The organism is Winogradskyella eximia, from assembly GCF_003386165.1.
GTDB lineage: Bacteria > Bacteroidota > Bacteroidia > Flavobacteriales > Flavobacteriaceae > Winogradskyella > Winogradskyella eximia.
Map to the genome: position 1 here is coordinate 906,333 of NZ_QRDV01000001.1, position 15,026 is coordinate 921,358.

Genomic DNA, 15,026 nt, shown 5'->3' on the forward strand with positions numbered 1-15,026 from the left:
CTATGGACAAGCAAAACATTTCGGTAGGCCTAGATATAGGTACCACAAAAATTGTGGCCATGATTGGTCGCAAAAACGATTATGGTAAAGTAGAGATTTTGGGCTTAGGTAAGGCCAAAAGTATGGGAGTGCATCGTGGTGTGGTTAATAATATCACGCAGACCATTCAATCTATTCAACAAGCAGTACAAGAAGCTGAGGCTGCTGCATCAGAAAAAATTGAAGACGTAACAGTTGGTATTGCAGGTCAGCATATTCGTAGTTTACAACATAGTGATTATATCACAAGACCAAATTCTGACATCGTAATTGATGAAGATGACATTGATCGTTTAATTAATCAAGTGCATAAATTGGTTATGCTTCCTGGTGAAGAAATTATTCATGTGTTACCTCAAGAATTTAAAATTGATGGTCAGGCTGAAATCAAGGAGCCTATCGGAATGTATGGAGGACGATTAGAAGCTAATTTTCATGTTGTAGTTGGTCAGGTATCATCAATTAGAAATGTTGGTCGTTGTATAAAAAGTGCAGGTTTAACATTAGAAGGAATTACGTTAGAACCACTTGCTTCTGCAAATGCAGTTTTAAGTAGAGAAGAAAAGGAAGCTGGTGTTGCACTGATTGATATAGGAGGTGGAACAACAGATTTAGCTGTTTTTAAAGACGGTATTATTCGTCATACAGCTGTAATCCCTTTTGGTGGAAATGTAATTACTGAAGATATAAAAGAAGGCTGTTCAATTATTGAAAAACAAGCAGAGCTTTTAAAAGTGAAGTTTGGTTCTGCATGGCCAGGTGAAAATAAGGATAACGAAATTGTGTCTATTCCAGGATTAAGAGGAAGAGAGCCAAAAGAAATTACGTTAAAGAATTTGTCTAAAATTATTCATGCAAGAGTTGTGGAAATTATAGAGCAAGTTTATGTTGAAATTAAAAATTACGGTCACGAGGAGCAAAAGAAAAAACTCATTGGTGGTATTGTTTTAACAGGTGGTGGAAGCCAATTAAAGCATTTAAAACAACTTGTAGAATATATTACAGGTATGGATACCAGAATAGGCTATCCAAATGAGCATTTAGCAGGAGATAGTGATGAGGATATAGCGAGTCCATTATTTGCCACAGCAGTTGGTTTAGTAATGGATGGTTTAAAACGTCAAGAGCGTAAAAAAGTAGAAGCAATCGAAGAAGAAATGATTGCGGCTGTAGAAGAAGAACAAATACAAGAGCCAGAAATGGATGTTGTAATAGAAGAACCGAAAAAAGAGCGTCGTTCATTTTTAGATAAATTAACGGAGCGTGTAAAGGATTTTTTAGATAATGCGGAATAATGCGCAAGTAAAAATTATCTGAATAGAATTAAAAATAAAATTGAAAACCCATAATCATAATTAAAATGAGTAGTAGCAACGAATTTGGAAACATTTCATTTGATTTGCCAAAGCACCAATCAAACGTCATCAAGGTAATTGGTGTTGGTGGTGGTGGAAGCAATGCCATTAATCACATGTTTCAACAAGGTATAAAAGGAGTCGATTTTGTAATCTGTAATACAGATTCTCAAGCATTACAAAGTAGTGGTGTTCCTAATAAGATTCAGTTAGGAGTTAATTTAACTGAAGGATTAGGTGCAGGTGCAAATCCAGATGTTGGAGAAGAAGCAGCAGTAGAGAGTTTAGAAGACATCCGTAGAATGTTAGATACCAATACAAAAATGGTATTTATCACTGCAGGTATGGGTGGAGGAACAGGTACAGGTGCTGCACCAGTTATCGCTAAAATGGCTAAAGAACTCGATATACTTACTGTAGGAATTGTAACGATGCCGTTTCAGTTTGAAGGTAAAATGCGAAATGCGCAAGCACAACGTGGTATAGAAAAATTACGTGCACATGTAGACTCGTTAGTTGTTATAAATAATAATAAGCTTCGTGAAGTTTACGGAAACCTTGGGTTTAAAGCAGGTTTCTCTAAAGCAGATGAAGTATTATCTACAGCGTCTCGCGGTATAGCTGAAGTAATTACACATCACTATACACAAAACATCGATTTACGTGATGCTAAAACTGTATTGAGTAATAGTGGAACTGCGATTATGGGTTCTGCTACAGCTTCAGGTCAAACAAGAGCGCAAGAAGCGATCATGAGTGCTTTAGATTCGCCATTACTTAACGATAATAAAATCACAGGAGCTAAAAACGTATTGTTGCTAATCGTTTCTGGTTCTCAAGAAATTACTATTGATGAAATCGGTGAAATAAATGATCATATTCAAACTGAAGCAGGATTTGGAGCCAATATAATTATGGGTGTTGGTGAAGATGAAGATTTACAAGAGTCTATTTCTGTAACTATTATTGCTACAGGATTTGATCTTGATCAGCAGAATGAAATTTCTAATACTGAAACAAAAAAAGTAATTCACGCTTTAGGAGAAACTACTGAAACGACTACTCAAGAAAAGGAGCCTGCGATTATAACGCCAGATATCGTTTTAGAAAAAGAAAAGGAAAATCCAATTGTTAGACATACTTTGCTTGAAGAAGAAGAGGTTATTACTGAAACTAAAGCAGAAGATACTAATGAAACTAACTTAATCGCAACTACAGATTTCTTAAAAAACATGAATGTAGTTTACGATGAGGTTTTAGATTCTAAACAGGAAGCTGTAGTTGAGCCTGAGGATTTTGTTATTACACCTATAGTAAATAAAGCAGAGAGAATTGAAGAAGTACAAGAAGAGCAAATTACATTTTCTTTCGATTTACCATTAGCCAAAAAGGAGCCTCAACAAGTTGAAGAGCCTAAAGCTAAAGAAGAAAAAATGTTCTTTAGTTTAGAGGAAGAAGTTAAGGATATTGATGTTAACCAACCTATTGAAATTATTTCAGTAACAGAGGTTAATGAGCAAGGTGAAAAGCGTTATGCCTTAGATGATTTTGAAACATTTGAATCTTCTATAAATACTAAAAATGAAAGAACAGAAGTAAAAGAAGAAATTGTTTTTGAAAAGAAAACACTTCCTTTAGATGAAACTGTAGAAATGACTGAGGAAGAAATTGACCCTATTAACAGTCCGCTTTCAGATTTATTAATCGCTCGTGCAGATGAGCGCAGAAGAAAAATGAAAGATTTCAATTATAAGTTTAATAATGCTAAAATAGACGAAATAGAAAAGGTGCCTGCTTACAAAAGACATGGTGTTAATTTAGAAGATGCTCAGCATTCTTCTGAAACAAAAGCTTCAAGAATGTCTGTCGGAACAGATGAAAACGACGATATTCAATTAAGAAGTAATAATTCATTTTTACACGATAATGTAGATTAATAGCAAATTTTGTTATGGTGTAAAAACACTGAAGTCAAGCCCAAAAAGTCACTCAAGCTTTTTGGGCTTTTTGTTTATAATAGGTTGCGATATAGCCTAAATCTTATGTGTCTTGAGCAAAACTTTTTACTATCTTCGCACTTCTTAAAAAGAACATAATTATGAGTTTACAAGTTGATATAATGACTGCTATGAAGGCGGCAATGAAAGAAAAGAATCAAACGGCTTTAGCTGCTTTGAGAGCTGTAAAATCAGAAATATTATTAGCACAAACAGCTACTGGATCTAAAGAAGAGATTTCTGAAGATGAGGAAATAAAAATCTTATCTAAAATGGTAAAGCAACGTAAAGATAGTGCTGCAATATTTTTAGAACAAGATCGTAATGATTTAGCTGAGCCAGAATTAGCGCAAGCTGAAATAATTAGTCAGTTTTTACCTGCTCAACTCTCTGAAGAGGAAATTACTGTTGAGGTAATGAAAACAATCGCAGCAATAGGAGCAGAAGGTATGAAAGATATGGGTAAAGTTATGGGAATTGTAAGTCAGAAATTGGCTGGTAAAGCTGATGGAAAAACAATTTCAAATATTGTTAAGGCAAAACTTTCCTAAAGGATATGCCTGCATTTGCAGGTGGTAATGGCCTCGTAGTTCAACTGGATAGAATATCAGATTTCGGCTCTGAGGGTTGGAGGTTCGAATCCTCTCGAGGTCACTCTTAAGTTATATGAAATTGAGTTGATTGCGCTAAAATTTAACTATTACTCAACCTCAACCAATATTTTGAATAGTATGGATAATTAAATTCCAACGATCTATAATAGTTTTTCCTTTTTTAAAGTTTCTTTAAGTATTTTATGTTTTTCCCAAAATTGCACTTCTATTTTCTCAATAGTTTCGTCGTATCTTGGATGATTCTGCAACTGGTTCAATAGAGGGTCTTCCTTCATAAATAAAAGCACCCAATATTGGAAACCATCTTGTGAACTAAATTTATCGTAGGCTTCTATAGCTTTATCTGGCATATTTTCATAAAGATACAGCATAGCTAAACTTGCCTCTCTGTAAATTGACTCATCTTCTTCCAAATAATCTTTATATTTCTGAATATATTTTTCTGCTTTATTAGGAAGACCCAATTTTTTATAGGTGTAGGCTATTTTTATGTTCTCTGCTGGATACAAGTCAATTTTATCAGTAGTAAGTATACTAATATATTTCTCGTAATAAACCAATGATTTTTCGTAATCTTCCTGAAAATAATATGTTTTGGCTAATTCTTGAGTGATATCAGCGCGAGTAGTATCTTTACGCCACTCTATGAGCATTTTTTTTCTTAAGGATTCTAAATCTTTATTATTCGCATAATCTATAAAATTTTTTAAGTAGGTACTATATTGATTTTTAGGATTATACTTCAGAGATTCTTCAATGTATTTTGAAGCCTCTTTAGCAAACCCGTTTTGGACTAATGCATTACTCAAGTTTAGATAGATAAAGCTTTTAGAAATACTATCGTTAGCTTCAATATTTAATTTTATTCCTTTTAATGCATAAGTGAGATACTTATTTGTATCTGGAACAACTCTAGCATATATATCAGATAAAATTAGTACTACAGAAGAAGCATTTGGGTTATAATCTAGTGCTTTTTCCAAGTAAGGTATCGCTAACCTAAATTCGTTTGCGTTTATATAATACAGTGCTTTTGCAATCAGAGACAATTCAGAAGTAGAATCAAACAACAGGGAATTATCTGCATATTCATTTAATTCGGCTAAATATTTCTTTTCAATTTTATTTACATCTAAGTAATAGTAACAAATTGCAATCTGAGCATAGGCGAGTGCAAATTCCGAGTCTTGTTCTATCGCTTTTTCAAATAAATTAATAGCAGCTTGCAACCCCTCTTTTGTCTTTGTTTGTAAGGCTTCAAGTCCTTTTAAATAATAATCATAAGCTAATACGTTTTCCGTTGGTTTTTTATCTATTTGTTGTAGCTCCGCTGGTGTTACTTTTGCTTCAATGGCTTCTGCAATTTTTTTTGCAACTTCATTTTGTACAGAAAAAATGTCCTCCGTTTTATGGTTGTACTGTTCTGCCCATATAGGTGAATCCTTTGACGCATCAATCAATTGAATATTCAACAAAACCTGACCATCAATGCGTTGTCCACTACCCTCAATCAAGTAATTGACACCTAGTTCTTCACCGATTTCTGTTATTGTCTTATCTGTATCTCTATATTTTTCTACAGAGGTCCTACTAATTACTCGAATATCTTCAATTTTCTGTAAATTGTTTAACGTTGACTCCATAAGTCCGTTTACAAAATAAAGGTTATCAGAGTCATTACTCATATTTATAAACGGCAATACTGCAATCGATTTCTTAAGGTTGACGACATTTTTTTCAGAATTGATTGTTTCTTTTGGGAGAAACAAAAATAGTGCTAGTACTATAACCAAGACCGTTCCTACTATTATCTGAATACGGTTTGGCTTAAAAAAAGTTTTTTCAGCAACTTCAATAATCTCTGTGTTTTGGTGATCTCCTTCGACTTTAAATTCATCTTCAAATTCTGTTTGTTTACCTATTTTTTTTCTGGCCTCGCCTGGGGAATACCCATAATAGTCTCTAAAGCATTTAATAAAATAAGAATTATTACTAAAGCCAACCTCATAAGAAATTTCAGAAATAGTAAGCTCCGTTTCTTTTAACATCGTCATCCCTTTTTGAAGTCGGACTTCACGAATAAATTGACTTGCACTACCTTGTGTTTGTTTCTTAATCTTCCGCAACAAATTTGATCGGCTCATATTCATGAGGTCTGCCAATTCTGAAACTCCAAATTGCTCATTAGAGATATTCTCTAAAATAAGCGACTGAGCTTGCTCAATAAATTTTTCTTGATGTGAGATGTTAGACATGTTGCTTTGTACTGTTCCAAAAGTAGAAATTTTTATTTAAACACTATGTCGCTTATAGTTGAAAGTTCTTTATCAAAAAATGAGTTTTTGCGTCATAATTTATACTCCTGCGTCATAATTTTCAATCTCTCACCAAACTTGACACAATAGGCTTCATGCGGATTATCAACCAACTAAGTTAGTATCGCATCTTTGTAGAAACAAAAATCAAGTTCTTAATCAATATAAATTAAATTATGAAAACATTTAAAATTACTTCAATTAGAATGACAATTCAGATGTTAATCTTTGCACTTTTATTAACAAGTTCATGCGCACAATCTAACAAAGAAACAAGTTCAAATGATTCCGCTAAAGCAACAAAAACAGTAAACGCACCTGATATAGATATTCACGGAGCTGTATTAACGGGAAATTTGGATGCAGTTAAGCAACATATTGAAGCTGGGACTGATATTAATCAAAAAGAGGCCATGTCTGGATCTACACCTTTAATGTCAGCAGCCACTTTTAATAAACCTGAAATAGCGAAAGCATTGATCAATGGAAATGCAGATTTGTCTATAAAAAATAATGATGGTGGAACAGCTTTACACACTGCAGCATTCTTCGGGCGAATCGAAATTGTACAATTACTTATGGATGCAAAAGCTGATAAAACGGTTCGTAATAATTATGGAGCTACACCAAGGGAAACAGTAATGGTAGATTTTGCTCAAATGAAACCTATCTATGAAATGTTAATTCAGCAATTAAAACCAATGGGATTTACATTAGATCTTGATGAATTACAAAAGGCACGTCCTGTTGTTGCAATGATGCTACAATAAACATAAAACAAGATGACAACAGAAAGAAGATACGATATTGATTGGCTTAGAGTCATTGCTATAGGTTTATTACTGATTTACCATATAGCGATTATATTTCAACCTTGGGCCATGTTTATAGGGTTTATAAGAAGTGAAGACGCTTTAGAAGGACTTTGGAAACCAATGACCATGCTCAATGTTTGGAGGATACCCTTACTGTTTTTTGTATCGGGAATGGGCTTATATTTTGCAATGAAAAAAAGAAATTGGAAGCAATTATTCATAGAGCGCAGTAAACGAATTCTTTTACCCTTTGTTTTCGGTATTTTAGCTATCACTCCGTTACACTTTTTAGTCTTTCAAAACTACTATAATATGCCATTGAGTTATTTTCCGCATATGGGACATCTATGGTTTTTAGGAAACATTTTTGTCTATGTCGTAGTGTTGTCACCTGTTTTTTACTATTTGAAAAAAAATGGAAATGGAAAATTTAAAAAAGCCATTTCAAAAGTGATGACCTATGCTTTAGGACCATTATCTATATCCGTATTTTTTATGATAGAAATAGGTATTGTTAAACCACAGCTATTTGAACTATACGCTAAAACCTGGCATGGATTTTTTATCGGGTTGCTTGGGTTCTTTTTTGGATTTCTGTTTGTATATAGCGGTAAAGTATTCTGGCAAACCGTTTCAAAGTGGAAATGGTTATATATCGGTTTGGCAGCCATCCTCTTCGTGATTCGTTTCACAGGGTTTGAGTCATTATCAAATATGTATATCACCACCATAGAATCAAATTCTTGGATATTGGGTTTATTTGGAATAGGCTATAGTTACCTTAATAAACCAAGTGCCTTACTAAGCTATTTGAGTGCAGCTGTTTATCCAGTTTATATTATTCACATGTTTGTCTTATATGCAGGTGCATTACTCATTCTGCCATTAGATCTTCATCCTATGCTAGAGTTTGTAGGAATTACAGTATTTACGTTTATAGTCTGTTTTCTCATTTATGAATTCACCTTAAAAAGAATTACAATCTTGAGACCTTTATTTGGTTTGAAATGGAAATTTAAAAGGGTCGTACAGAAAGAATTAAAAAGGATTTAGAATCTAACTCAAACTTATCTTTTCACTTTATAATAGTTATCAGTACATCAAAACAATAAAATATAATTCATCAATCAATCATCAATCAATCATCAATCAAAAAACGAACAATTATGAAATTTTCTAACGTACAATTAGATTTATTTACGCTCATGTACTTTTCCTTTTGTGATAGAGACATAAGCTTTACATTGTGCTATAATTATTTTAAAAGTCTTATTATGAGTTATTTAAAAGTAGTATTTCAATTAATAAAAAGCCTATATCCAGTGCTAATCTTATTGTTAATATCTTGTAATGAAAACTCCGTTTCATTAGCAGATCAACCAACCCTTGCAGATTATCACGAGAATTCTTTGATGCCAAACGTTAAATTTAGGGAAATGGATACGTCTTCAGACACTTACGGAAAAGACATTTATTTTGAGAATATGGTTTTAACGAGAATGACAACGCTTGCGCAAAATCGTGAGGCTTACAGTAAGGTTATTGAATCATTAAAAAACCTAAAATATACTTATGCTGAATTACGAAATACAAATTAAAAAATGCTTGACTATAAGTTAACCCATTCTTTAACTTTTGATTTCTTTTTTAAAAATTATTGAAAACTGAGTATTGCAAATTATAAAAAATAAAAACAAAATGACAGTATTAGTCGTCGGTGCCAGTGGAGCCACAGGTAGCAAGTTAGTAGAACAACTTTTAATTAAAGAATACGAAGTTAAAGTGATTGTAAGATCGCCAGAAAAATTACCAGAATCGTGGAAAGCTAATGAAAACTTACAAATTATCTCTGCAAGTATATTAGAATTAAGCGATACGGAAATGAGTGTTATTACAAGTGGTTGCAATGCTGTGGCATCTTGTCTTGGTCACAATTTAACATGGAAAGGTGTATATGGGGAACCAAGAAGATTAGTAACAGATGCTACGAAACGCTTATGTGATGCCATAAAATCAAACAATGCTCAAAGTCCAACAAAGTTTGTTTTAATGAACACTACAGGAAATCGTAATCGTGACTTAAACGAAACCATTTCATTTGCTGAAAAATGTGTCGTGGGTTTACTTCGCATAGTATTACCACCTCATGTAGACAATGAAAAAGCAGCCGATTATTTACGAACCCAAATAGGGCAAAATAATAAACAAATTGAATGGGTAATAGTGAGACCAGATGGCTTAATTAATGATGATAAAGTTTCAGACTACGAAATTTATCCTTCTCCAATAAGAAGCGCAATTTTTAATGCAGGAAAAACAAGTAGAATAAATGTTGGGCATTTTATGATGAAGCTCATTAGTAATGCCAGTTTATGGATTACTTGGAAAGGACAAATGCCTGTAATTTATAATAAATCATCACTGATTGAAAAAAATATAGAGGTAAGTAAGAAAAACTAGACCTTAATAGAAATCAAGCAGACTTAATAATCATTTACCAAAAAATAATAACATGAAAACTCAAATGCCAGAAAGATTTACAGAAGGAAAAAGCACTTGGAATACAATCTTTATATTTCTCGGTTTGGTAATTGCTCTTACGTCACCATTTCATTATGCAATAGTTAATTTATACCCATCCAGAATCTGTGTTGGAGCTATCATGTGGTGTCCTGCAATAGCTGCATTTTTAACCTTAAAAATCAAAGGACGTAAAATATCATCCCTAAACTGGAATTGGGGAAATTGGAAATATATCCGATGGTCTTATGTTGTTCCTGCCTTATATGGTATTATCACTTATGTGCTTATTTGGATTTTAGGTTTTGGAAATTTAGCCAAAGCGAAGCCATTACAGAATGGGGAAAAGAACTTGGCTTATTTGGCATAGGCACTTTAAACCCAACAGCGATAACAATCATAGCTGTTTTTTTATTAGGCACTGTTGAAGTGATAAGAGCTTCTGCAACCACCTTGGGAGAAGAAATTGGATGGCGAGGATTTTTTATTTACGAATTGAGAAAAGTACTGTCTTTTACTGGAGTAGCAATTTTTAGTGGATTGATTTGGTCTTTTTGGCATTGGCCATTGCTAGTTTACTATAGTAACAATGTCCTATTAGAATTTGCAACCTTCACTATCGTAATTGTCTCCATGTCATTTATTATGACTTACTACACGTTTAAATCTAAAAGTCTATGGCCAGCAGTCATTTTTCATGCAGTCAGTAATGTGTATATTCAAAAAATAATGCCGCCTCTAACCATAAAAGATGAAGGAACAGAACATTGGCTTGGTGAAAACGGAATTATGTTTGCAATTGTGACCTGTGTTTTTGGAATTTACTTTTGGCACAAAGGATTGAAGGAACATATATAAATTAACTTATCTCTTAGATTTTGCAGAGTAATTATAATTTTTCAATCTGTAAATAAATCAAATACAAATGAATAACTCAGAAAACACATCAAACAATTCTCCAAAGCATATAAAAAGAAAATCCCATCCTTTTTGGCGATTTTTTTGGCTAACATTTCTTGTCGTATCGCTTTGGTATGCTTGGTACTCATTTTATGCACCTTCAAATAATATTACATGGAAAGATAACTTGGAATCTGCTCAAAAGCTAGCTTTTAATTCTGATAAAAATATTATGGTATTCTTTACCACGGAATGGTGCTCACCTTGTCGCATTATGAAGCGTGAAGTCTTTGCTGATAATGAGGTTACAAAAGCTATGGATGCTAAAGTTGTCTCACTAGAAATTAATATTGATGACCCAAATTCTAAAGCACTAGTAAAACAATATAATATTGGTGCTACACCAACAACAATTTTCATTGATCCTAAGGGAGAGGTAATTGATTACGCTGTTGGAAAAGTGGAGAAATCAAAATTCCTTGAAATGCTTCTTAACATTTAATTAAAAACAGAAATCATCAATCAATCACAAAAACGAACAATTCATGCAATTTAATGGAAAAACACAAGTCCTAAAGTTTTAAAACTACAATACCTCAACATCCCCTATCAAGAAGAACGAGTAAATGTCCTAATTATCGATTTGTTTTTAGTCTTATTTTCTTTTATTTCTAAACTTAGTTAATATACTGCGCAACAATCGTTGGCTCTCATAAATTTAAAGTTTTAATTTTATACATTTGTGTGATTAATTCATCACTTTGATCAACGAGAAATCTATTGCTGTCTTACCTTTTGTCAATATGAGTAATGATATTGATAACGAATCTTTCTGTGATGGTATTGCAGAAGAAATAATTAATGCCTTATCAAAAATAAAAGGCTTAAAGGTGATTGCAAGACGGTCTTCGTTTGCATTTAAAAATAAAAACATTGATGTTCGACATATTGGTAATCAATTAGGTGTGGCTACTGTTTTAGAAGGAAGCGTTAGAAAATCAAACAATAGCATTCGCATAACAGGGCAATTGATAGATACAAAATACGGTACGCAATATTGGTCTAAAAAATTCGATAGAGAATTAATAGATATCTTCGAATTGGAAGATGTAGTGAGTCTTGCCATAGCTGATGAAGTCCGAAACAATTTTGGGCATTTTGAAGTGCAGGACCATTTAATTAAACAACCTACAAATAATGTCGAGGCTTATCAATTATTTTTACAAGGGCGTTCATTGCAATTAAAATGGACACCAGAAAGTCTAAATCAAGCCATATCATACTATAATCAAGCTATTAACTTAGATAAAAATTACGCTAAAGCATATTATGCCAATTTACAATGCTATGGGTTATTGGCCGTTTGGGGTTATATGCCTTACCAAGAAGCTATGGATTTAGCTGTTGGCAATCTATTAATAGCCAAAGAAATAGAAACAGCATTACCCGAATATCCACTCTCTTTTGTAGGAAAGTTTCTTTGGGGTGAATGGGATTTTAAAAATGCATTTATACATATAGAAAAAGCTTTAGATATGAATCCTAATTATATTGATGGATTAGAAGCTATGACAGAGCTTTTTATAGCACTTGGCTTTTTTGATAAGGCTTTAACGTATGCAAATAGATTATTAGAGGTAGATCCGCTATCCGCAAATAACCATTACACATTAGCTAGCATTTACTACTACCAACGTAAGTTTAAAAAAGCATTAGAAAATGTAAACTACGCTCTAACACTTAATACTGATTTAGCATTAGCGCATCATTTGAAATGTTTCTGTTTAATATGGCTAAACAGAAGCCAACAGTTTCAATATTGTATTCAGGATACTACCTTGAAAGAGGAGAAAAATCTATTATTTCAACTTATCAACAATAAGGATATTGAAGTTCCGGAACAAATGATGACAAAATGGTCACAATCTCAAAACGAAGAAACGATGCCAGTTCCCTATGATGTGTTTATTTTAAGCAATTCAAGTTATACAGACCAAGGGTTTACACGCTTAAAAGAAATGATTGAGCAAAGACGTGGGCAGGTTATAAACTATAGGCTAGAACCTTTTTTACAACCGTTACATAATATCAAAGAATTTTCAGAGCTACACAAGTCTAATTTGTCCATTGAAGACGTTGATTGCCATCAAACAGACGAAGAAAAATCATCACCAATCATTTTAGATGCTCAACAAGTAGAAACGCTAAAAGAGGAATTAGGTTCTTATTTTAAAGAGGATGAACCTTTCTTAAATCCACAATTAAGTTTAAAATTCGTGGCTGATGTGTTTGAATTAAATACCAATAAAATATCCTACGTAATCAATAAAGCTTTTCATCTTAATTTTAATGACTTTGTGAATTCGTATCGCTTAAATCATTTTAAATCAATAGCCATAGATCCAAAAAACTCACATTTAACTATTCTTGGCTTAGCTTATGACAGTGGTTTTAATTCTAAAAGCGTATTTAACACGTACTTCAAAAAAACAGAGGGCACTACACCTAGTAAATGGGTAAAATCTAATACTAAATAACGTAAAGTTACAAGTCCTTTATCTCAGTTAATAGAATTTAAATTAATTTTTAGATGCCTTATCCTTTCTTAATATTTAGATTTTAAAATTATTTTACTCTTGTACACCACTAGAGTTAACCGAACAAATTTAAAATTCAAACAGTTTTCATTTTAATACTTGAATTCGTCCGAAATTATAATCTCGGACGTTTACAGTTTTCTTATACCTCAAATTTGCACCATCAAAAAACGAACAATAATGAAATCAATTATAATGAAAACTATCAAAAAACAAATCTTATTAAGAATGGCTTGCGTAGCCTTTGCATTAGTATCAAGTATAACATACGCTCAAAACACAAATCCAGAAACCTCAACACAGCGAGATGGCTTTATTATTGAATTTTCAGTAGGTGGAGGTCTAATCAGTTTAGAAGATAGTGAAGGTATTCAAACGTTCGACAAATCTCAAGGAACGTTTGTTTTTCCAGATCTAAAGTTGGGCTATATGTTGAATGAAAATCTTGCCATTACTGCCGCTATGCCAGGAAATATATATGAATTTCAAGATAACGACAGGAATTTTGGAGGTTTTATTCCATCGCTACAATATTGGGTAAAAAATCGTTGGTGGATTCATGGTGGAATTGGTTTAGCAATAGATTCGCCAGCACTATATGATATTAAAGACGATGTAAATGACGATTGGAACTTTGGTTTCGCTGTTATGGCAAGTACAGGTTATTAGATTTACAAAAAGAAAAACTTTGCGCTTAATGTGCAGTCAAAACTAGTTCTTGGCAGTGTGTCTTTAGATGGAAATGCAGATAGAGATGCAGTAATCTTTAATGTAGGCTTAGGATTTAGCTGGTTATAAGGTTGAATTTACAAATTCAAATAATTCTAAAAATATTATCATGAAAAAAACTTTAATAACCTTGATTTTTTGCGGACTAACATTAATCTCTAAATCTCAAAACACAAGTGTAGAAAAATCAACATTCGGATTACAAACTGGAGTTCTAGGAATCTGGGCTTATAATGAAGCAAAACTATCAAATACCATAGCACTGAGAACAGAGCTCGGTTTTGATTTTGGTATTTGGGAATCTACGTTTTACGATGATTATGACTCCCCATTTCTACTTACACCTGTAATAGTTGTGGAGCCAAGATTCTATTACAACCTCAAAAAACGCTCAGAGCACTCAAAACCAATTGATGGAAATAGTGGCAATTTTATTGCTTTAAAGATGGGTTATCATCCAGAATTGGCGCTGTTCAATACTGACGATGCGCCTGTAGTTAGTGACTTTTCCATTATACCCACTTGGGGAATTAGGCGAAATTTAGGTAAACACTTTGATTTTGAAGCAGGTCTTGGCGCAGGATTTAGTTACACATTTGCTAAACGCGCTGGCTACTTAAAGAACAAAAGTGAAATGGAATTAAATATGCACTTGCGAATAGGATATAGGTTTTAGCAAAAACAACACTCAATTTGACGAAACCTATCCAAGCTTAACTCCAAATAGTAAATATTTCTTTTTTCATGGGAGCTACGGATTTAATAAAGTTGATAGCAATTAGGTTGACGGCAGTGCGATTAAAAGGACGAAAACTAGACAGAGAGACCTTGGATTCTTTTAATGAAAATGCAATAAATCGAAAGAATTTGGTAGCTACTGCGCTAAGGTATTTGGAAAACTTAGTCATTGAAAAATAAATTACTGCCAAAAATGGATATAAGTCAGAAAAATTAATAAAAGATGCGATAGAAAGCCTTATATGCATCATAATTTATATAACTGCGTCATAGTTTTCAATCTATCCTCAAACTTTATACATAAGGCTTCATAAGGGGTAGGAAGCATATTGCTTCTGGATCGATCTTTGTAGAAACGAAAATCAAGTTTTTAATTATTATGGATTTAATCACTTATGTATTAGATG

At 32.9% G+C, this 15,026-nt stretch carries 14 protein-coding genes and 1 tRNA gene; 14 read left to right on the top strand and 1 reads right to left on the bottom strand.

The genetic code is table 11. The features are described 5' to 3' along the window. Positions 1 to 2 precede the first annotated feature (2 nt). The 4 genes from ftsA to DFQ10_RS03755 all read left to right on the top strand — a co-directional run bounded on the left by ftsA (position 3) and on the right by DFQ10_RS03755 (position 4,045). On the top strand, positions 3 to 1,334 hold the full coding sequence (gene ftsA, locus DFQ10_RS03740) for a cell division protein FtsA (RefSeq protein ID WP_115816069.1): 1,332 nt from the start codon (positions 3 to 5) through the stop codon (positions 1,332 to 1,334). Between the two features lie 65 nt (positions 1,335 to 1,399). Then, positions 1,400 to 3,331, top strand: a complete 1,932-nt coding sequence (gene ftsZ / locus DFQ10_RS03745) for a cell division protein FtsZ (protein ID WP_115816070.1) — start codon at positions 1,400 to 1,402, stop codon at positions 3,329 to 3,331. 161 nt (positions 3,332 to 3,492) lie between these two features. Next, on the top strand, positions 3,493 to 3,942 hold the full coding sequence (locus DFQ10_RS03750; protein ID WP_115816071.1) for a GatB/YqeY domain-containing protein: 450 nt from the start codon (positions 3,493 to 3,495) through the stop codon (positions 3,940 to 3,942). 29 nt (positions 3,943 to 3,971) lie between these two features. Then, positions 3,972 to 4,045 (top strand) — tRNA-Arg (locus DFQ10_RS03755). Positions 4,046 to 4,145: 100 nt separating this feature from the next. Here DFQ10_RS03755 and DFQ10_RS03760 read toward each other — a convergent pair. Continuing rightward, positions 4,146 to 6,260: a helix-turn-helix domain-containing protein gene (locus tag DFQ10_RS03760; protein ID WP_044633950.1), complete on the bottom strand. Its 2,115-nt coding sequence runs from the start codon at positions 6,258 to 6,260 to the stop codon at positions 4,146 to 4,148. A 236-nt stretch (positions 6,261 to 6,496) separates the two neighbouring features. On the opposite strand from DFQ10_RS03760, the gene DFQ10_RS03765 reads away from it, so the two are divergent. From DFQ10_RS03765 to DFQ10_RS03805, 10 genes are all read left to right on the top strand, one after another. Continuing rightward, positions 6,497 to 7,090 (top strand): ankyrin repeat domain-containing protein, encoded by a 594-nt coding sequence (locus DFQ10_RS03765; RefSeq protein ID WP_044633949.1) that lies wholly within the window; start codon positions 6,497 to 6,499, stop codon positions 7,088 to 7,090. Positions 7,091 to 7,102: 12 nt separating this feature from the next. Next, complete coding sequence (locus DFQ10_RS03770) at positions 7,103 to 8,188, top strand: acyltransferase family protein (RefSeq protein ID WP_044633948.1); 1,086 nt, start codon at positions 7,103 to 7,105, stop codon at positions 8,186 to 8,188. 221 nt (positions 8,189 to 8,409) lie between these two features. After that, entirely contained in the window at positions 8,410 to 8,733 is a 324-nt protein-coding gene (locus DFQ10_RS03775; protein WP_044633947.1) for a hypothetical protein, read from the top strand. Between the two features lie 100 nt (positions 8,734 to 8,833). Continuing rightward, positions 8,834 to 9,595: an NAD(P)-dependent oxidoreductase gene (locus tag DFQ10_RS03780; protein ID WP_044633982.1), complete on the top strand. Its 762-nt coding sequence runs from the start codon at positions 8,834 to 8,836 to the stop codon at positions 9,593 to 9,595. A gap of 52 nt (positions 9,596 to 9,647) precedes the next feature. Then, positions 9,648 to 10,025 carry a hypothetical protein gene (locus DFQ10_RS18650; protein WP_220352410.1) on the top strand — a complete coding sequence of 126 codons (378 nt, stop codon included), beginning with the start codon at positions 9,648 to 9,650 and terminating at the stop codon, positions 10,023 to 10,025. Continuing rightward, positions 9,947 to 10,513, top strand: coding sequence for a CPBP family intramembrane glutamic endopeptidase (locus DFQ10_RS03785; protein WP_205618145.1), 567 nt, complete (start codon positions 9,947 to 9,949; stop codon positions 10,511 to 10,513). The genes DFQ10_RS18650 and DFQ10_RS03785 overlap by 79 nt, the downstream gene beginning before the upstream one ends. A 67-nt stretch (positions 10,514 to 10,580) precedes the next feature. Beyond that, a complete protein-coding gene (locus tag DFQ10_RS03790; RefSeq protein WP_044633946.1) occupies positions 10,581 to 11,057 on the top strand; it encodes a thioredoxin family protein in 477 nt (158 codons plus the stop codon). Between the two features lie 301 nt (positions 11,058 to 11,358). Then, positions 11,359 to 13,092 carry a helix-turn-helix domain-containing protein gene (locus DFQ10_RS03795; RefSeq protein ID WP_044633945.1) on the top strand — a complete coding sequence of 578 codons (1,734 nt, stop codon included), beginning with the start codon at positions 11,359 to 11,361 and terminating at the stop codon, positions 13,090 to 13,092. A 255-nt stretch (positions 13,093 to 13,347) separates the two neighbouring features. Continuing rightward, complete coding sequence (locus DFQ10_RS03800) at positions 13,348 to 13,821, top strand: hypothetical protein (RefSeq protein ID WP_240475202.1); 474 nt, start codon at positions 13,348 to 13,350, stop codon at positions 13,819 to 13,821. 169 nt (positions 13,822 to 13,990) lie between these two features. Beyond that, entirely contained in the window at positions 13,991 to 14,557 is a 567-nt protein-coding gene (locus DFQ10_RS03805; protein WP_044633944.1) for a hypothetical protein, read from the top strand. Positions 14,558 to 15,026: the final 469 nt, after the last annotated feature.